Source organism: Collinsella aerofaciens (assembly GCF_015554145.1).
Lineage (GTDB): Bacteria > Actinomycetota > Coriobacteriia > Coriobacteriales > Coriobacteriaceae > Collinsella > Collinsella aerofaciens_AA.
Map to the genome: position 1 here is coordinate 60,706 of NZ_JADNHZ010000003.1, position 18,560 is coordinate 79,265.

The following is an 18,560-nucleotide window of genomic DNA, read 5'->3' on the forward strand; positions in this document are numbered from 1 at the left end:
CCATGCACCAAGGGGTTGACTAGAGCTCGCAGGCAACCTTATAGCCATCGCCGATGGCGTCGCGGATGTTGCCACACTTCTGGGCATCGCCCAGCACGTGGGTGGCAACGCCGGCAGCGGCAAGGTCATCGGCCAGCTTGGTATTGGGACGATAGCCCATGGCAAGCACCAGCGTATCGGCACCGGTGATGGTGTGGACCTCGCCGTCCTTTTCGTAGCTGATAGCGTCCTCGGTGATCTCGGTCACCTTGGCCTCGGTCAGCACGTGAACGCCCTTGGAGAGCATACGCGTGATGAGCACTGCGCGACCGGCACCGCCCTCGTTGGCAGCGAGCGTCTTGGTCATCTCGATGACGGTGACGTCGCGGTTGGCGGGCGACAGGTCGTTGACCAGCGGGGCCAGGTAGTCGGCCGTCTCGCAACCGACGGTGCCGCCGCCGACGATGACAATCTTCTTGCCCGGGAAAGCCTTGCCACCCAGCAGGTCGTCAGCCGTCATAACCTGCTTAAAGCCCTGCATGAAGGCCGGGGCAATGGGCTCGGCGCCATAAGCCAGGACGACCTCGTAGCCCGCGTAGTCACGCTGAATGTCCTCGGCAGTAAGCTCGGTGCCAAATACGCACTTCACGCCCGATTCGGCCAGACGACGATACTGATACTTGATCACGCGGGTGAGTTCCTGCTTTGCCGGCGGAACGGCTGCGATGCGCATCTCGCCGCCCGGCTCGTCCTGCTTATCCACGAGCACCACGTTGTGGCCGCGCTTGGCGGCAATGTAGGCTGCCTCCATGCCCGCGGGACCGGCGCCCACAACCAGTACGTTCTTGGCCTCGGCGGCAGGCTCGTAGCCGGCCTCGTCGCGCTCCACATCGGGATTGACGGTGCAGGAGATGCGCTTGCCAAACATAATGCCGTTCAGGCAGCGCAGGCAGCCGATGCAGGGGCGGATGTCGTCGGCGTTGCCGGCAGCGGCCTTATTGCAGAACTCGGCATCGCACAGATTGGCGCGGCCCATCATGCAGATGTCGGCAGCGCCGTCCTCGATCAGCTCCTCGGCGATCCAGGCCTCGTTAATGCGGCCGACCGTGGCAACGGGAATGTTCACGTGCTTCTTAATCTCACGCGAGCAGGCGGCGTGCGAGGCCTGCTGCGTGCCGGCAGCGGGAATGGCGGAGCCGCGCTTGATGGTGGTGCCGCCCGACACGTGGATCATGTCGACGCCGGCCTTCTCCAGGCGACGCGAGACGTAGATCATGTCATTGAGGGTCAGACCACCATCGGTGTACTCGTCGCCCGAGATACGGACGTCGATGATGAAGTCCTTGCCGCAGCGCTCGCGAATCTCGGCGATGACCTCGAGCAAGAAGCGCATGCGGGCGTCGAGCGAGCCGCCGTACTCATCGGTACGCTTGTTATAGAGCGGGGTCAAAAAGCCGCCGAGCATGCCGTGGGCGTGTGCCGCATGGACCTCGACGCCATCGACACCGGCCTTCTGCATGCGCACGGCAGCGTCGCCAAACTGATGCGTGAGCTCGTGAATCTCATCGACCGTGATGGGGCGCGGTGCCTCGCGGGCGTAAGACGGGCCCACAAAGGACGGAGCGATCAGGCGAGGCGTGCCCGGAATGTTAAAGGCCATGTAGGCGGGGTGGAAGAGCTGCGGCATGATCTTGCAGCCATACTCGTGGACGGCCGCGGCAAGCTTTTCCCAGCCGGGGATAAACGTGTCGTCGTAGCAGCACATGTCACCCGGCAGATAGGTATAGGTGGGCTCGACCGTCACGACCTCGGTGATGATGAGGCCCACGCCGCCCTTGGCGCGGGCACGGTAATGATCGACCAAGTCATCGGTCACATAGCCATGATCGGCCAGGTTGGTGGACACCGGCGGCATAAAGACGCGGTTCTTGACCTCGGTCATACCGACCTTGATCGGGCTAAAGAGCATTGGATAGGCAGAGGACTCCATATAGGGTTCCTTTCATTTGAGCCGCTCGGCGGCAGTTGCTGACGTATCTATTGTACCAGCAACCGCGCAGAACCCGACCGTGCGCGCTCCCCCAGCCTCTGCTCAACCCCAAAAAGTTGCGGTGAAATACGGGGCAGCCGAGGCTTTTCACAGCCAAAACAGTCCGTATTTCACCGCAACTAATGGATGGAATGTGTTAGAGGCCCAGGTAGCTGGTCATGCCTTCGACGGCGAGCTTGGCGCCGGCTACGGCGTGGACCACGGTGAGCGGGCCGTTGACCACGTCGCCGGCGGCAAAGACGCCAGGCACGGTGGTCATGCCGCGCTCGTCGACCGAAAGCAGGCCGCGATGGTCGGTCTCCAGACCGCCCGTTGTAAGCACGAGCTTGTCCTTGGGCACCTGAGACGCCGCAATCACAACCGTGTCGGCGGACACGTGGTCGAGCTCTTCCTCGTAGCCCACCACGTTGTTGTCCTCGTCAAAGATAGCCGTCTCGAACACCGGACCGTTATCATCGATGGCGCAGATCGCCTTGCCGCGCACAATCTCGGCACCATCGAGCTCGGTCAGCTCCACCTCGTCATCGATGGCAGAGATATGGCGCGATCGGGCATACACAGTGACCTTGCGGGCACCCGAGCGCAGGGCCGTGCGGGCAACATCCATGGCCACATTGCCGGCGCCGATAACCGCCACGTTCTGCCCGATTGCCACGCTCGTGGGATCGACCAGATAATCGATACCAAACAGCACGTTGCCGCGCGACTCGCCGGGAATACCCAGCTTTCGAGCTCGCCAGGTACCAGTACCGACAAAGACCGCATCGTAGCCGTCGCGCAGCAGGTCGTCGATATGCAGCGCGCCACCAATGGTGGTCGAGGGGCGCACGCGCACGCCAAGCGAGCACATCACGTGACGGTACTTTTGCACGAGCGCACGGGGCAGGCGGAACTCGGGGATACCGTATTCCAGCACACCGCCGATCTCGGGGCGCTGTTCAAATACCGTGACGGCACAGCCCAGCTGGGCCATCTTAATGGCCACGGTAATACCGGCGGGACCGGAACCGACCACAGCAACCTGTTTGCCGCACGACGGCGCGGGCGTCCACTCCTTACGATCTAAATACGCTGTGGAGATGTAGTGCTCGATGCTCGAAAAATGCACGGGTGTACCCTTGCGGCCCTGGATGCAAGCACCCTCGCACTGGCCCGAATGGTTGCACACCATAGAGCAGACCGCGCTCATGGGATTGTTCTGGAACAGCAGCTCGCCCGCCTCTTCTAGACGGCGCTGTTTGAACAAGTCGATGACCTGCGGAATAGGCGTCTGAACCGGGCAGCCCTTAAGCTGACAGAACGCCCTTTTACAACCTAGGCAACGATTCGCCTCTTCGACAATGTGGATAGCCACGCAACTCCCCTTTTTAATGCAATCCAATGGGGGCGACGATAAAGACCCTTCACCGCCGCCCCCATACAGGTAATCTCAATCTGCCGACACGGCAAAAGCCAATGCTATAACTCGCGATGCGAAGCCCCGCAGCGAGCGGACATGTGCTCGAGTGTCGCCAGGCAGTCAGCCGCCGTCGCCGGCACACTGTTCTCGACCACGCAGGGAATCCCAGGGCAGGCGGCAGCCGCCCAGGCCACTACGGGCTCAAAGTCATAGCGGCCCGTCTCGCCCACGCCATGACACACCAGACGTGAACCCGTACCGTCGCACCAACCGGCTTCGTCCTCGTTATCAACGACCTCAAAATCCTTGGCGTGCAGCACGCGAATCTTGCTGCCGCATAAATAGAGCATGCGCGCGGTGATTTCCTGCGCTTCGTCAACGACGCTGGGGTGCAGCAGCGACACTGGGTCATAGATCACGCCGAGCGACGGGCTCGAGACGCGCTCCAGCACCTCACGGCAGCGATCTGGCGTGTTGACCGTCTCGTTCCAACCGGGCTCAATTAGAACCTGACCGCCCACGGCCTCGGCCCGATCGCAGACGTGTGCGAGTCCGTCCATAAAAGCCTCGAGTGCCTCATCAGTCGTGCGGTCGTCAGCAACGCGGTTCTGCGCATTGGGGCGACCGGTCTCGGTACCCACCGGGCATCCGCCGAGCATCTGGGCAAAGTTCAAGCACGCCTCGTACTCGGCAAAGTTATCCATGAGCTGTTGGCGATCGGGCGTCGCCAGATTCTTATAGCAGCCGAGCACGGCGACCGAAACGCCCGCCTCGTCGAGCACCGCACGCAAATGGTCGGCAAGTTCGCGGGTCAGGCCGCCTCGATCGATCCCCATCGATGCGTAGAGCACCTTGCTCGGCAGCTGAATGCACGAAAAGCCCAGCTCTCCCGCCATGCGAATGCGTTCCTCGACGGTTCCCTGCGGAAGGTCGTGCAAACGTACGCCCGGAGTAATAGCCCCCACGTTATTCACATCCCTTATGAGCGTTGATGCCCGGGGTGTATCCGCCAAACGGGTCCTCGATGGAGCACACGCCCGAGGGGGCGAGCGGATCGCGCTTACCGGCCAGCTTGTCGTGATGCATGGTCTCGATATAGGCAAGCACCAGCGGCGCCACGCCCTTTGCATCATTTTTGACCACGGGCTCGCTCATGTAGTAATCAAACGTGCCCTCGCGGTGCGCGGTGTTGCCCAGGCCCGCAACCAGGCAGATGTTGTCGAGCGCCAGCTGCCCGTCATACTCGGACAGGCAGGTCTCGCAGATGCCATCGAAGGCGCGACGGCCGTACTGGTAGTAACGCTCGCCCAGCACGCCCAGACGCACGCCCTTCATGATGGCGTTGGCAAAGATGGCGCTGCCTGACTCCTCCAGGTAGTTGGGGGCGATATTGGGCAGGTTGATGACCTGGTGCCACATGCCGGTCTTCTCGTCCTGATACGGCAGCATGGCGTCGATCAGATCGTGGAACATCTTGCGGATCTCGTCCTTCTCGGCCGACATCGAAGGCGGCATAAGCTCCCAGGTGTCGATGAGCGCCATGGCAAACCAGCCCTCGGCGCGCAGCCAGAAGTTAGCCGAAAGGCCGGTGACCGGGTCGCACCAGAACTGTTTGCGGCTCGCGTCGTAAGCGTGATAGTACAGACCGTTGAGGGGGTTGCGCATCAGGTCATGCACAACCTGGAACATATGGAAGCTGTCCGAGCAGGCACGACGGTTGTGGAAGCTCAGCTCATACTGCATGTAGAACGGCTGCGCCATATACATGCCGTCGAGCCAGATCTGGTTGGGGTAGACGGCCTTGTGCCAAAACACGCCCTCTTTGGTACGCGGCTGGGTTTCGAGCTGGCGGTAGATGGTGTCCATGGCGGCACGGTACTTGGGCTTGCCCACCAGGTCATAGAGCTTGTAGAGGGTCTTGCCCGCATTGACGTTATCGAGGTTGTACTCCTGCGGGTTGTAATGCTTGATGGTACCGTCGTCCTGGACAAAGAAATCGATGTAGTCATCGGCAAAGGTCAGGTAGCGCTGCTCGCCCGTGATCTCGTACAGCTCGATGAGCGCCTTGATCATGCAGCCGTCGATATAGTTCCAGGTGTTCTCCTTGCCGGCGCGAATCTTTTCGATATTCCAAGCCGGCGCCTGCGGCGTAGAGGTTTCGATCAACTGCTCGATATAACGGTCCAGGATTTGATTGCAGCCCATTGCTGTCCCCTCTGACATAAACGATAGGTGAACGTTACCCCTAGTGTAACGCGAACGAGGAATATAGGGTGAACGTTAATCCTATATTCCTCGCGAACGGCAGACTTTTAGCGGCAAACGGCGGTGAGACCCGCGGCGATGCGATGCGCCAGGCGCTCATAGCCAGCCGGGCTGTAGTGCAGACCGTCCGGCATATAGAGCTCGCGGTGCTCCGGCAAAAACGGGCTGATACCACTTTGCGCATACAGGTCAATCACCGGAACCGAGTAGCGGTCGCAGACTTCGAGCATCGCCCGCACGTAGGCGACCTGCGTCAACCCCAGGTGATTGAGCTCATCGCTTGCCGGGATATCCTTCTCGTGCTTACCGCTCGTCTTGCACGGCGTCATAAACACGAGCTTTGCCCGAGGCGAGCGTGCCGTGATGGTGCGGATCAGGTAATCGAGCGCACCGTAGAACTCATGCACATCGGTACTGCCCAACTCGCCAAGCGGCACGTTGCGGCTAAAGTCGTTGACGCCGCCAAAGACAATGTAGATATCGGCCGCATCGTCGATACCGTCCAGGCGCTCGACAAACGAATCGCTGCGGTCGGCCTTGATGGCGATACGCGAACCCTTGATGCCAAAGTTCTCGATGACCGCGCCTCCCAGTAGCGCGCCCAAGTGCGAGGTCCACGAAATGTCGTTGCCTCCCCCACCGCAGCCGTTATCGCCCCAGGTGGTCGAATCGCCAAAGCAGCAAATGGTCGATTCATTCAAGCTCTTCGTTTCCATAATCTTCTCCTCATCCGCCCATCGACGGTCATACAGGAACGTACCGTTTATTCGCAGCATGCCGAGGGGCTATGCACGGGCGCATTCCGCAACGTGCGAATCGAGCCATTCGATATCCTCGGCAAGATGTGCCACGCCCAGATGGTGTTCACCCGGACACACCTCGTGCCGCAGGCCATCTCTGCGACCCAGCAACTTGTAGGCATCGCGCACGATCTCGAGCTGCTCGTCAACATTTTTCAGCCCGCGCGAACCGTTCAGATGATCCTCTTCGCAGCTTTGCACCAGCAGCGGATGCGGCGCGATGAGCGAGGCAATATCGCCCATGTCGAGTAAGCGCCAAAGTCCGGGCGTGTAGTTGCAGCTGCAATTGCCATTGAGATGCAGCAGCGAATCATCGACACCGTACAGATAGCCCGAGACAAACGCCTTGCGCACACGCGGGTCGAGTGCGGCCAGGTACAACGTCATGTAGCCGCCACCCGAAAAACCAAAGCAACCCAGGTCATCCATGGCAATGTCACCGCGCGCCTCCAAGTAATCGATCAAGCGCATGTTATCCCAGACGTTGAGGCCCGCAACCGTAAGACCCAGCGGCTCGGCCATACGTGCTTGATTCAGGCACGTTCCGCGCAGGTAGCTGTTCTCGTCATCGCCCTGACCCTTCCAGTCACGACGGTATCCCCAACCGCGTGCGTCGGGGCAGACGGTCACGTAACCCATACGCGCCAAACGCAGACCGTAGTCGTAATTGAACTTACGCACAGCATCATCGACCGCCGGCACGCCCGTCACGCCCGCAACACTTGCGGCGCCTGCTCCCTGATGGCCATGCGGGCAGATATAGCAACGCTTAAGCCCCCGTCCATCAAGCTTCGGATGAGACGGCTCCAACAGGTAAAACGGCATCCACACATCGTGCTCAACCTGCAGCATCGCATGAGTACGCACAATGCCGCCGGCAACCCGCACGCGGCTGAGCTCACGAATCTCAATCGGGACGCGGTCCATAAGCGAAAGGCCCAAAACATCGTACAGACGAGTCCTGGTCGCAATCTTCCATGCCTCAAAATCTGCAGGAGTCTTGCCCGCAAATGCCGCCGAGCGCCCTTCGCGCTTCAGCCGGGCACGTAGCGCAGGCTCGTCTTCGCAGTACGTCTCGATGTGCACGGTGCGACCATTGGCAGATAGCCCAGCCGTCTCCACCGCATCACCGTCGCCGCCCTCGGGATCCCAGCCATCCACACCGGCAAGCACCTGCTCGCGAGCGTACCCGGCGGCAGCCATCACATCGAGTTCATTCGCCCACGGCACCCAGCCGGTAGTATCGCCCGCCGGCCCATACAGGATCGCGCCAGCATACTGCGCGCAGTTGTGCGCCGCCGGTTTATTCCAATCCCACCAGCCTTCGCGCTTGATATGTCGCCCTAGCCAACAATCGATCAGCGCAGTTTGCGCCCATTCGCGCCAAGGACGGCCCAGGTAGACCGAATCCGGTGCCACGCCATCCGGAGCTGTAAACGAACAGCCGTGGAAAACAAAGCCGTGCGGCTCGCCTTCGGGCGTCGACGCCGCCGTCACGTAGCCGTTCACGTCCATATCGCGGTTGAGCGAGCGAATCTCGCACCCCTCAAAGTAGGCACGCGCGCCGCCAAAGATAAAGTCGACATCGCCCTCGATCCGGCAACGTCGAAAATACTGGCGCCCCACCCGGCGCGGCGCATACTGTTTGGGTCCTATAAACCCGCCCGGTTTGGCCTCATGCGGCGGCAGCGGACCCAAAAACAGCGTGTCTTGGTGTCCCTTAATGCAGCAGGCATCGACAACCAGACGGTCGCCATCAGCATACAGGGCAATCGCTTGACCGACCTCGCGCCCATCGCCCGCATCGTTTTCGATCGTGAGGCTCTCGAGCCGTACGTCGTCGGCATCGACCAAAACGGTATAGGTCCTAAACGTGCCGAGCGTGCCGTCGACGCCCGAGCCGTCCTCCGAAGGCATCTTGGCACCCAGGCTGCCCACGATACGCACGCTGTCGGCCGTCTCTCCCTCAATCGTCACATGCGAGCGATGAATCTCGACCCGCTCGCAATACTCGCCCGGCTCGATATGGATTGTCACCGGCCGTCCGTCATTCGGACAGGATTCGTCAATTGCCTCCAAGGCCTTAGAGATACTGTGATATGCCCCCGCACGCTCGGGCGAAACCTCAAAAAATCGTCTCTCACTCATCATCAGTCACCGCGTCCTTTCGTCGTAGACCGTCTACGTTGCAGTTTCGGCATATAAAAAGTTCGCGCAATGGGTCGGGAAGGCCCTGCCCATCGCGCGCCGCGACATACCGAATTTAATTGTTTAGGAGCAAACGCCTACGCACGGATAACCTTGTCGACGTTCTGGAGCTGCAGCTCCTCGCCGTCCTGGCCCTCAATAACCACATTTTGAAGGTCGAGTACCTTGACGTTTTGCGCGATGATGCCCTGGCGCACCATCGGCTCCACACCACAGGCCATGGCCGGCACAAAGGGCTCGGCATCGTCGGCAAAGGTAACGTGGACATCCTGGAACGTCAGGCGCGTTACTTTGCTCTCGGGCAGGCCCGTGATGTAGGCAGCGGCAGCATGGCAGTTGGTGGCCTCGATATCGCAAAACGTCGTGGCACCAAAGCCGGGCGTGCGGTCGTCGACAGGCAGCGCCTCGCGAGACTGCACGTAATCGGTCTTGCCGTCCTTGTCACAGAAGTAGAAGGAGTTGACCACGAAGGGCGTGAGCACCTCGTCCATGCGAATGTGCTCAAAGGTAATGCCCTCGTTGACGGCATCCTTGCCGCGCCCGCGGCGGGTCTTGACGCGCAGGCCGCGGTCGGTGCGCTCAAAGAGGCACTTGCTCACGGTAAGGTCCTTGATGCCGCCGGCAGCCTCTGAACCCAGGACCACGGCGCCGTGACCATCGTGCATGTAGCAGTGAGAGATCAGCACGTCGTGCGTGGCGGGACGAAGCTCGGGCTCAATGCCCAGCTTGCCGCTCTTGATGGCGATGCAGTCGTCACCCACTGAGAACTGACAACCAAGGATGCGAACAAAACCGCAGCTCTCGGGATCGAAGCCGTCGGTGTTGTGGGAGTTCTTGGGACCCTCGATGGACAGGCAGAGCGCATCGACGTGCTCGCACAGGGTGGGGTGGATGTTCCACGCCGGGCTGTTGCGGACGGTGAAGCCGGCCAAGCTCACGTTTTGGCACTCGGACAGGAAGATCATGCGCGGACGGGCGACCTCGCGGCCCTCCTCGGGACGGAAGATGTTCTTAAAGTCCTTGTTCCACCAGTTATCCTCGGCAAAATCGGTCTGACCGTCGATGGCACCACGACCATAGATGCACACGTCGTGCACGCCCAGACCCGTAAAGGTAGAACAGTAGGTCGAGAAGCTCTCGCCCTCCCAGCGGCCCAGGGGCAGCATATCGGTACCGGCATACCCGGCGCCCTCGTTGCCCGTGACCGTGCCCGGAATGTAGGCAAGCGCGGCACGATCGTGGCGGGCCAGCAGCACCGCCCCCTCGGCGAGCTCGATGTTGATATTGCTCTTAAGGAAGAGGGACTTGATGCGATAACTGCCGGCGGGGATCAGCACGCGCCCGCCCTTGGGGCAGGCCATGATGGCAGCCTGGATGTTGGTGGTGTCATCATGCTCGGCATCGCCCTTGGCGCCACAGTCGCGAACGTTGATGGTAAAGGGCTCAGCCGGCGTGGTGACACCTACGCTCAGCTCACGCTCGCCACAGACAAAACGAACCAGGTTGCGCTTGCCGGGGGTCAGGCCGTCGACATAGGTCTCGACCGTATTCGTGGTACCGGCGGGCTCGTCGTTGACAAAGATCTCCCACGTCTCGGCGCAGGTAAAGTAACCGCCGTCGTCAAGCTCGATAACCGCCGCGCGCGCGTTGCGCCAGATAACGTTCGTCTCCATGGGTTTCTCCCTCAAAAAGATGCTCTAAAGGCAAATTGTACGCTGTTAAAAAAGGGCCGTACCTGCCGGCGGAATTCCGGTGGCACGGCCCTGTGATTTGGACGATATGTCGGCCTTACTCGGCGGGAGTTACGCTACCGTCCTGGAAGCCAACGTTGTTGTGGGCAAAGCAGTCCTCGTACTTAAACCCGGAGAGCTCCTCGCAAAGCGCCTTGACCTCGGGCTTGACGTCGGCCATCTTGCCACCCTCCTTGACTCGGTGAATCTCGTCGCAAAGGACGTCGCACTGCTCCTTGTCGATCTTGATGCCGCGGGCAAGGACGGCCGCAAGCAGGAAGAAGCCGGCGCAGCCGATGATCATGTAGCCGCAGATATACAGAGGCACGGTAGCGGGCTGGGTCACGGCGTCGCTATTGCCGGCGGTCTGAATGAAGCCGGAGGCAGCAAGGACGATAGCCCACACGTTGACGGCGATAGCCTGGGCGATCTGCTGGCAGAGCTGCTGCGCGGAGCTGTAGATGCCCTCGCGACGACGCAGGGTGATGAGCTCATCGACATCGGGGATGTAGTTGAGCAGAACATCGGGCAGGTACTGGAAGCCGACGTAGAAGAACTTCCAGATGGCGAAGATGATGGGGTAGGCGATCATGGCGATGGCGACCGTGGAGGTGCCGTTGATCTGACCAAAGGCGAAGTAGTTGTAGGCAATGATGCACGCAGCGCAACCGACATTTGCGAGGTACCAAGACTTGTGGAAGCCCTTCTTGGCCATGAGGGCGACCCAGATGGCGGTGCAGACGATAGCGACGACCTTGCCAGGCATCTCCATCACGGACTCGTAGGACTTAGGAATCTGCAGGCAGTAGACGATGAAGAAGGACAGGCAGGCAGACCAGCAGGCAGCAGCGAGCTTCGTGGAGACCTGTGCGTACAGAACCTTGCGGAAGGACTTGTTGCGGAAGGTGGAGATAACGTCCACAAAGAACTTCTTGATACCCTCGCCGACGCTCTCGATCTTCTCCTGAGCGACCTCCTCGGGGGTGTGCTCCCACGTGGACAGGTACACACAAAGCAGCGAGATTGCCATGACCGAAGCGTTGACCGTAGCGATGATGAAGTAGCTGAACGGGTTGGTCTCGCCGAAGGTGCCAAAGCCGAAGCCCACAAGTGCAGCCATCAGGAAGCCGGCGGCGTTACCAAAGAGATGCTTGTAGCCGGTGAGGTACGTACGCTCCTTAAAGTCGTCGGTCATCTCGATGGTAAGCGGCGACAGGTTGGCGGTGCAGAACGTGTACGCGACGTTGTAGATCAGGTACAGCACAAAGTAGTACGGGAAGCCAAACGGCGTAGCCACGAAGATGAGCGGCTCGGCGATCATCATCGGGATGGCCAGCAAGATCCAGAAACGACGACGACCAAAGATGCGGCCGATCTTGGTGGCATAGAAGTTATCGGCCACAAAGCCCATCAGCGGGCAAAGAATGGCGTTGACATAGATGGCAAACGAGCTGATCAGTGCAGCCTCGCCTGCGGACAGGCCACACTCCGTGGACAGGAACAGCACCATGTAGCTGTGCGTAAAGGTCAGGGCACCGGAATTGAGCATACCGCCCATACCAAAGCCCAAGCGCGTCCAGAATGTGATCTTACGCTTTTTTCCGATCTTATTAGTCATCGAGCTCCCTCTCTTTTCTCGATTGTCTTGCAGCAAGACATTGGAGTCCACACTGACATCTGTCTGCCCAGCGTTCAGGGTGAACGTTTAGTTAGATTATGCGCGATTGCTTACGACAGGTGAACGTTCACTTGAATAATATCCTTGAACGGTCGATTTTTACCGTTGAACGGACACAATTGAGATCATCACACCTATTTTCTGCTGGTAAGGGTGCCATGCTGGACAGCCATGAGATAGGTGAACGTTTATCAGATTTTCCAACATATTCACTTAACCACGAAACGAAAAAGCCCCGCCGGGAACACTCCCGACGGGGCCGATGACATCGCGCTATGCTTGGGCGCACTTGCCGCTACAAGCAGACGCCGTCCTTCCAGATACTGATCTCGTGACAGCCACGGCGCTCGGCACTCGTGAGCTTACCGCTCGCCGTCTGTAGCACCAGCTGGTACAAATCGCGGGCGGCCTCGTCGAGCGTGCGCTCACCCGTGGCAATCACGCCGGCGTTAAAGTCCATCCAATTGGCCTTGTGGTCGCACAAACGCTGGTTGGTGAACACTTTGAGCGTAGGCGCCGGCGCGCCAAACGGTGTGCCGCGGCCGGTCGAGAACAGAATCACGTGGCAGCCGGCAGCCGTCAACGCCGTGGTGGATACCATGTCGTTGCCCGGACCGCACAGCATGTTCAGGCCGTGTTTAGTTGCCTGGCCGGCATACGGCAGCACGTCGACGATGGGGGCAGATCCGCCCTTTTGCACGCAGCCGCAGCTCTTGTCCTCGAGCGTGGTAATACCTCCGTCCTTGTTGCCGGGGCTCGGGTTCTCGTAGACAACCTCGCCGTGGCTAATAAAGTAGCCCTTAAAGCCGTTGAGCATGTCGGAGGCGGCGCCAAAGACCTGCTCGTTCTCACAGCGATCGAGCAGAATACTCTCGGCGCCAAACATCTCGGGCACCTCGGTAAGCACCGACGTGCCGCCACGGGCGACGACCATATCGCTCACGCGACCGATCGTGGGGTTGGCGGTAATGCCCGAAAGACCGTCGGAGCCGCCGCACTTAAGACCAATAACCAGCTCGGAGGCCAAAATGGGCTCACGCTTGGCTTGCTTTGCCAGGTCTGCCAGCTCGGCCAGAATCTTGTGGCCCTCGACCTGCTCGTCGGCAACGTCCTGGCAGGTGAGGAAGCGGACGCGCTCGTGATCGAAGTCACCGAGCTCGTCGAGCACCTGCTGGTGTGTGCAGTTCTCGCAACCAAGCGACAGGAACAGCACACCGGCCGCATTAGGATGACGCGAGAGCGCCACCAGCAGACGACGCGTCTGGACATGGTCGGCGCCGGTCTGCGAGCAGCCAAAGGGATGCGGGAAGTAGTAAACACCCTCCAGCGAGCCATCGACCAGATCCTGGGCCTGCTCACACATGGCACGGGCGACTTCGTTGACACAGCCGACCGTGGGGATGATCCACAGCTCATTACGCGTCGCGGCACGACCGTCGGCGCGGCGGAAGCCCATAAAGGTCTCAGGCTCAACGGGATCCACGACCGGATGCGTGGGGTTGTAGGCGTACTCGACCTCGCCCGAAAGATTGGTCTTCACATTGTGCGTGTGGAGCCACTGACCGGGCTGGACATCGCCCGTCACATGGCCGATAGGAAGGCCGTACTTGATGACGTCCTCCCCTGCGGCAATCGCGCGCACCGCCATCTTATGGCCTTGCGGAATATCCTCCACGGCCACGACCTCGCCCACCCCGGGAACCGCGACGGCAGTGCCCTTGGCAAGCGGCGACAGCGCAACGATCACGTTATCGGCCGGATTGATCTGGATAGTATTCATTACAAATGGTCCTAACCCTACAGGTTGAGCAGAAGTCGAGACGCGGGCACGCCGTCCCGCGCCCGCGTCTGCGCCGGAAATTTACGCCTGAGCGTTGGCGAAGGCCTGCTTGGCGCCCTCGGCACGCACGACAGTGAGCGCGCTGACGACAAACTCCTCAAGACCGGCGATCTGCGTAAGATCCTCGCCCCACATTTGCTCGTTGGAGAGCACATCGTGCACCAGCTCGGCGTCGTCGGCGCCGGCGTGAGCAGCGTAGAAGTCGAGCACAAAGGCGTCGTCCTGAGCGGTGTACTCGGTGCCGTCGGAGCGACGCAGGTGCAGGCCGTCGCCCTCGCGGGACACGAGCTCCTGCGTGTAGAAGGAGATGAGCGTAGCGAGGCTCGTCGCCAGGCACTTGGGCAGGTTGCCGGTCTCGGCAACGTAGTCCTTGAGCGTGGGCAGGTCGCGAGCGCGCCACTTAGCCGTGGAGTTGAGGCAGATGGAGAGCAGCGCATGATCAATAAACGGGTTGTCGAAGCGGTTTTCGACGGCGGCGGCAAAGGCCTTGCAGTCCTCGACATCCAAGTCGGCGGCAAGCGTCGGAATGACCTCGTCGTAGAGCATGGTGTTCATGAAGCCGCGAATGGTCTCGTCATGCATGCAGTCGCGCACGATATCAAAGCCGGCAACCCAGGAACCCGGAACGAAGGCGGTGTGGGCACCGTTGAGGATGCGGACCTTGCGCTTTTTGTACGGGGTGACGTCGGGAGTCACAAAGACACCCGGAAGACCAGCCTTCACAAAGGGAAGCTTCTCGGCAAGCGACTCGTCGCCCTGGATGCCCCACATCTGGAAGGGCTCGCGCACGGCCAGGAAGGGATCCTCGTAGCCCAGACGCTCAGCCACCGCGGCGGCCTCGGATGCGTCGCGGATACGGCCCGGTACGATGGTGTCGACGAGCGTGGTGCAGACGGTGCAGTCGTTGGCCATCCACTGCGCAAACTCGTCCTCCCAGCCCCAGTCGCTCACATACTGGTTCATGATGCGCAGCAACTCCTCGCCGTTGTGATCGATGAGCTCGCAGGCGAGGACGATGACGCCCGGCTTACCGGCAGCCCAGCGGGTGTGGAGCACCTGGGCAAGCTTGGCGGGGAAGCTCGCGGGTGGCATGTCGTCGGCCTTGCAGGACGGGTCATAGGCGATACCGGCCTCGGTGGTGTTGGAGACGATGATCTCTAGGTCGTCGGAGACAGCGACCTCCATCATGGCGCGGTAGTCGTCCTCACGATACGGGTTAAGGCAGCGGCTGCAGGCGCTGATCACGCGGGACTCGTCAACCGTGTTGCCGTTCTCCTTGCCGCGCACCAGCACGGTGTACAGGTCGTCCTGGGCATTGATACCGTCGGCAAAGCCAAAGGCACCGCTGATGGGCTGCACCATGACGACCTTGCCGTTCCAGCCGGTGGCCTCGTTGCCCATGTCAAAGAAGCGGTCGACGAAGGCGCGCAGGAAATTGCCCTCGCCAAACTGCAGAACCTTCTCGGGAGCATCCTTGGGCAGCAGATAGCCCTTGTAGCCGATCTTCTCGAGCGCATCGTAGCTGATGTTTTCCATCTATGTGTCTCCTTAGATGTCTGTTAGCGTGCAAGCAAAACGGGGGCGCCGCGTGTGGCGACGGCGCTCCCGGAACCAGGTTTGGATTTAGGCCTCGACGGTGTCCAGGTCAAAGCCAAAGTAGCGAACGGAGTTGTTGTAGCTGATGTCGCGCACGATGGTGCCCAGCAGCTCCATGTCGGCCGGGTACTTGCCCTGCTCGACCCACTCGCCGATCACGCTGCACAGCACGCGACGGAAGTACTCGTGGCGCGGATAGGACAGGAAGGAGCGGGAATCGGTAAGCATGCCCACAAAGTTGCCCAACACGCCCTCGTTAGCCAGAGCCGTAAGCTGCTCGCGCATGCCGACCTCGTTGTCGTTGAACCACCAGGCGGAGCCGTTCTGGATCTTACCGGCAGTCGGAGCCTCCTGGAAGCAACCCATGACGGTATCGATCATGGTGTTATCGATGGGGTTCAGGCTGTACAGGATGGTCTTGGGCAGGCCGCAGGTCTCCTGGATGGAGTTGAGGAAATCGGCGAGCTGGTCGGACGGCGTGTAGTTGGAGATGCAGTCGTAGCCGGTGTCGGGACCGAGCTTGGCGAACATGGCGCGGTTGTTGTCGCGCTTGCAGCCAAAGTGCAGCTGCATGGCCCAGCCCAGACGGACATACTCGCCGGCAACGAACTGCATAAAGGCAGTCTTGTACTTGAGGACCTCTTCCTCGGTAAGCGGCTCGGCAGCCAGACCCTTGGCAAAGATAGCCTCGATCTCGTCGGCGGTAGCCGGGACGTACATAACGTAGTCGAGTGCGTGGTCGGAGGCGCGGCAGCCCAGCTCGTGAGCAACGTCGTAGCGATTGGAAATGGCAGCCTTCATGCCCTCAAAGTCGCTGACCTCAACGCCGGCAACCTCGGAAAGGTGCTTGCAGTAGTCGGCAAACTCCTGGCCGCGCTCGATGCGCAAAGCGGCATCGGGGCGCATGGCGGGAACGACCTGAACGTCAAAGCTGTCGTCGGCGGCAATCTTCTTGTGCCACTCAAAGCTGTCGGCGGGGTCGTCGGTAGTGCAGATCATGCGGACGTTGGACTGCTTGATCAGGTTGCGGCAGGTAAAGCTAGCCTCAGCGAGCTTGGCGTTGGCAAGGTCCCAGACCTCCTGGGCAGTCTTGCCGTTGAGGACGCCCTCGTAGCCAAAGTAGCGCTTAAGCTCCAGGTGGCTCCACTCAAAGACGGGGTTGCCAACGCAGCGACCCAGGGTCTCGGCCCACTTTTGGAACTTCTCACGAGCAGGGGCGTCGCCAGTGATAAAACGCTCGTCGACGCCGTTGGCACGCATCAGGCGCCACTTGTAGTGGTCGCCGCCCAGCCAAACCTCGGTGATGTTCTCGAAACGCTTGTCCTCCCAAATCTCCTTAGGAGAAATGTGGCAGTGATAGTCGACGATGGGCATGCCCTCGGCAAAGTTGTGGAACAGCTCCTCGCCGGTCTTGGTGCTCAGCAGGAAATCCTGATCGTCCATAAAGTTTTTCATCAAACAGCCCCTTTGCTGGCAAGGCGGGCGCACGGCGCGCTCGTTATCCTTTAGGTGAACGTTCACTATACTAATCCATTGCACCTCAAAAGGTGAACGTTCACCTAACCACCACGGGGTGAACGGTAGATTTTGCCCGTTCAACGGTTGCTGGAGATGTGACTTGCATGTATTGCGGACTGTTTGGCGTCCCCGAACACCGAACTTGAGCGCTTTTGCTCAGGTGGGTCATGTCCCGACGTACATTTTTGGGAGTATTCAGCATTGGAGCGCGCCGTGCGCCATCCTCAGCGTCCTATTTGGAACGCAGATAGCGCCCGATCGGCATAAAAAGTGCCCCCGATGGCAAATTACGCCATCGGGGGCACTTAAAACAGTCGTTCTGCACCTCATTCAGGGCATGCCAATGCTGAATACTCCCAAAAATGCACGTCGCAAGAGGGGGTACCTGCTCAATCGGCTAAATACCCGCAAGTTCGCAGTAGCGGTCGACATTGCTGGCAAATACCATCTCGACGGCGCCCTTCTGGACGGGCTCCGTCGGGGTCCTTCCCCACAGCAAATAATCGCCCAGTGTCTTGGCGCCGCGATACGCCAGGCTCGTCGGGTCCTTATAGACAATATTGGTAAAGATACCGCGGCGCAAGGCCAGGGCGCTTTCGGGAAACAGGTCGTTGCCGATCACCATGACCCGACCGGCCTTGCCGGTCGAGACGAGCGCGTCGGCAACCACTTCGGAACCAACGGCAAAAACGCTACAAATGAGCTCAGGGGCGTCCGGCGCACTCAAGCGCTTTTCGAGCTCATGCTTGAGCTGTTTGACTTGCGCATGGGCACCGGCAAGGTCCTCGACCTGCCATGGAATATCTCGTTCGCGCAGATAATTGTGGAAGGCACGGGCGGTTAGATAGTGTGAATCGGTATATGGGTCGCCCGTCAAAAGGAGCACGCGGGCGTCGGCCCCAGAAGCATGGACCAGGTTTGCCGCCTGCTCGGCCATAAGGCTGCCTGCCGTCGAATAATCGGCCAAGCTCGCACCCAAACGATTCAAATGCGGACGGTCGCCGTCGACAAGCTCAATCGTCACGCCCGCCTCGGCGATCTGCCCCAAAAGCTCAGTCGCACGATCGTCGCCCGGCGCATAGGCGAGCAAGCCATCAATCTTCTCGCCCACCTGCAGACGCTCGTCGATTTGCTCGAGTGCATCAGCGTAGCCGCCCACGCCAAATTCAACGCGCTCAACCGTAATGCCCCGGTCGATGACCTCCTGTTCAAAGCGATTGCAGCCTTCCCACAGGTAACGGAAAAAGTACGCTCCCTCGCGCGATGCGCGGGGCAGGCAAAACACCAGATTGATATCCTTGCGGCGCAGGCTTGAGGCACTTGTGTTGCGGTGATAGCCCATGGCCTCGGCCTTAGCGTTCACCTTGGCGCGCACGGATTCGCTCACGCCGGCCTTTCCCGTCAGAGCCTTGTGCACGGTATTGATGGAAACGCCAAGCTCGGCGGCTATGTCCTTCATGGTTACGCGAGCGCTCATGCGGTTACTCCGTTATAGAT

The 18,560-nt window shown here is 60.3% G+C and carries 12 protein-coding genes; all 12 read right to left on the minus strand.

The window, feature by feature from the left end:
• Positions 1–19: 19 nt before the first annotated feature.
• Positions 20–1,969, minus strand: coding sequence for an NAD(P)/FAD-dependent oxidoreductase (locus I2E13_RS01875; protein WP_195404032.1), 1,950 nt, complete (start codon positions 1,967–1,969; stop codon positions 20–22).
• A gap of 196 nt (positions 1,970–2,165) precedes the next feature.
• Positions 2,166–3,383: an FAD-dependent oxidoreductase gene (locus tag I2E13_RS01880; RefSeq protein ID WP_195404033.1), complete on the minus strand. Its 1,218-nt coding sequence runs from the start codon at positions 3,381–3,383 to the stop codon at positions 2,166–2,168.
• A gap of 104 nt (positions 3,384–3,487) precedes the next feature.
• Positions 3,488–4,393 (minus strand): sugar phosphate isomerase/epimerase family protein, encoded by a 906-nt coding sequence (locus I2E13_RS01885; protein WP_195404034.1) that lies wholly within the window; start codon positions 4,391–4,393, stop codon positions 3,488–3,490.
• Position 4,394: 1 nt separating this feature from the next.
• On the minus strand, positions 4,395–5,633 hold the full coding sequence (locus tag I2E13_RS01890) for a glycoside hydrolase family 88/105 protein (RefSeq protein ID WP_195543847.1): 1,239 nt from the start codon (positions 5,631–5,633) through the stop codon (positions 4,395–4,397).
• A 107-nt stretch (positions 5,634–5,740) separates the two neighbouring features.
• On the minus strand, positions 5,741–6,409 hold the full coding sequence (locus tag I2E13_RS01895) for an SGNH/GDSL hydrolase family protein (protein WP_229057777.1): 669 nt from the start codon (positions 6,407–6,409) through the stop codon (positions 5,741–5,743).
• 69 nt (positions 6,410–6,478) lie between these two features.
• On the minus strand, positions 6,479–8,644 hold the full coding sequence (locus tag I2E13_RS01900) for a pectinesterase family protein (RefSeq protein WP_195404036.1): 2,166 nt from the start codon (positions 8,642–8,644) through the stop codon (positions 6,479–6,481).
• 134 nt (positions 8,645–8,778) lie between these two features.
• On the minus strand, positions 8,779–10,374 hold the full coding sequence (locus I2E13_RS01905) for a glycoside hydrolase family 28 protein (protein ID WP_195404037.1): 1,596 nt from the start codon (positions 10,372–10,374) through the stop codon (positions 8,779–8,781).
• Positions 10,375–10,489: 115 nt separating this feature from the next.
• Complete coding sequence (locus I2E13_RS01910; protein WP_117848131.1) at positions 10,490–12,049, minus strand: MFS transporter; 1,560 nt, start codon at positions 12,047–12,049, stop codon at positions 10,490–10,492.
• A gap of 355 nt (positions 12,050–12,404) precedes the next feature.
• Entirely contained in the window at positions 12,405–13,889 is a 1,485-nt protein-coding gene (locus I2E13_RS01915) for a UxaA family hydrolase (protein WP_195404038.1), read from the minus strand.
• A gap of 81 nt (positions 13,890–13,970) precedes the next feature.
• Positions 13,971–15,485, minus strand: a complete 1,515-nt coding sequence (locus tag I2E13_RS01920; RefSeq protein WP_195404039.1) for a tagaturonate reductase — start codon at positions 15,483–15,485, stop codon at positions 13,971–13,973.
• An 87-nt stretch (positions 15,486–15,572) separates the two neighbouring features.
• Positions 15,573–17,000 carry a glucuronate isomerase gene (gene uxaC, locus I2E13_RS01925; RefSeq protein ID WP_195404040.1) on the minus strand — a complete coding sequence of 476 codons (1,428 nt, stop codon included), beginning with the start codon at positions 16,998–17,000 and terminating at the stop codon, positions 15,573–15,575.
• A 460-nt stretch (positions 17,001–17,460) separates the two neighbouring features.
• Positions 17,461–18,540: a substrate-binding domain-containing protein gene (locus tag I2E13_RS01930; protein WP_195404041.1), complete on the minus strand. Its 1,080-nt coding sequence runs from the start codon at positions 18,538–18,540 to the stop codon at positions 17,461–17,463.
• Between the last annotated feature and the right edge of the window lie 20 nt (positions 18,541–18,560).

Coding starts and splice junctions, on each gene's coding strand:
- I2E13_RS01890 (WP_195543847.1), bottom strand. CDS start 5,633: ATGGGCTGCAATCAAATCCTGGACCGTTATATCGAGCAGTTGATCGAA.
- I2E13_RS01930 (WP_195404041.1), bottom strand. CDS start 18,540: ATGAGCGCTCGCGTAACCATGAAGGACATAGCCGCCGAGCTTGGCGTT.
- uxaC (WP_195404040.1), bottom strand. CDS start 17,000: ATGAAAAACTTTATGGACGATCAGGATTTCCTGCTGAGCACCAAGACC.
- I2E13_RS01900 (WP_195404036.1), bottom strand. CDS start 8,644: ATGATGAGTGAGAGACGATTTTTTGAGGTTTCGCCCGAGCGTGCGGGG.
- I2E13_RS01915 (WP_195404038.1), bottom strand. CDS start 13,889: ATGAATACTATCCAGATCAATCCGGCCGATAACGTGATCGTTGCGCTG.
- I2E13_RS01875 (WP_195404032.1), bottom strand. CDS start 1,969: ATGGAGTCCTCTGCCTATCCAATGCTCTTTAGCCCGATCAAGGTCGGT.
- I2E13_RS01895 (WP_229057777.1), bottom strand. CDS start 6,409: ATGGAAACGAAGAGCTTGAATGAATCGACCATTTGCTGCTTTGGCGAT.
- I2E13_RS01905 (WP_195404037.1), bottom strand. CDS start 10,374: ATGGAGACGAACGTTATCTGGCGCAACGCGCGCGCGGCGGTTATCGAG.
- I2E13_RS01920 (WP_195404039.1), bottom strand. CDS start 15,485: ATGGAAAACATCAGCTACGATGCGCTCGAGAAGATCGGCTACAAGGGC.
- I2E13_RS01910 (WP_117848131.1), bottom strand. CDS start 12,049: ATGACTAATAAGATCGGAAAAAAGCGTAAGATCACATTCTGGACGCGC.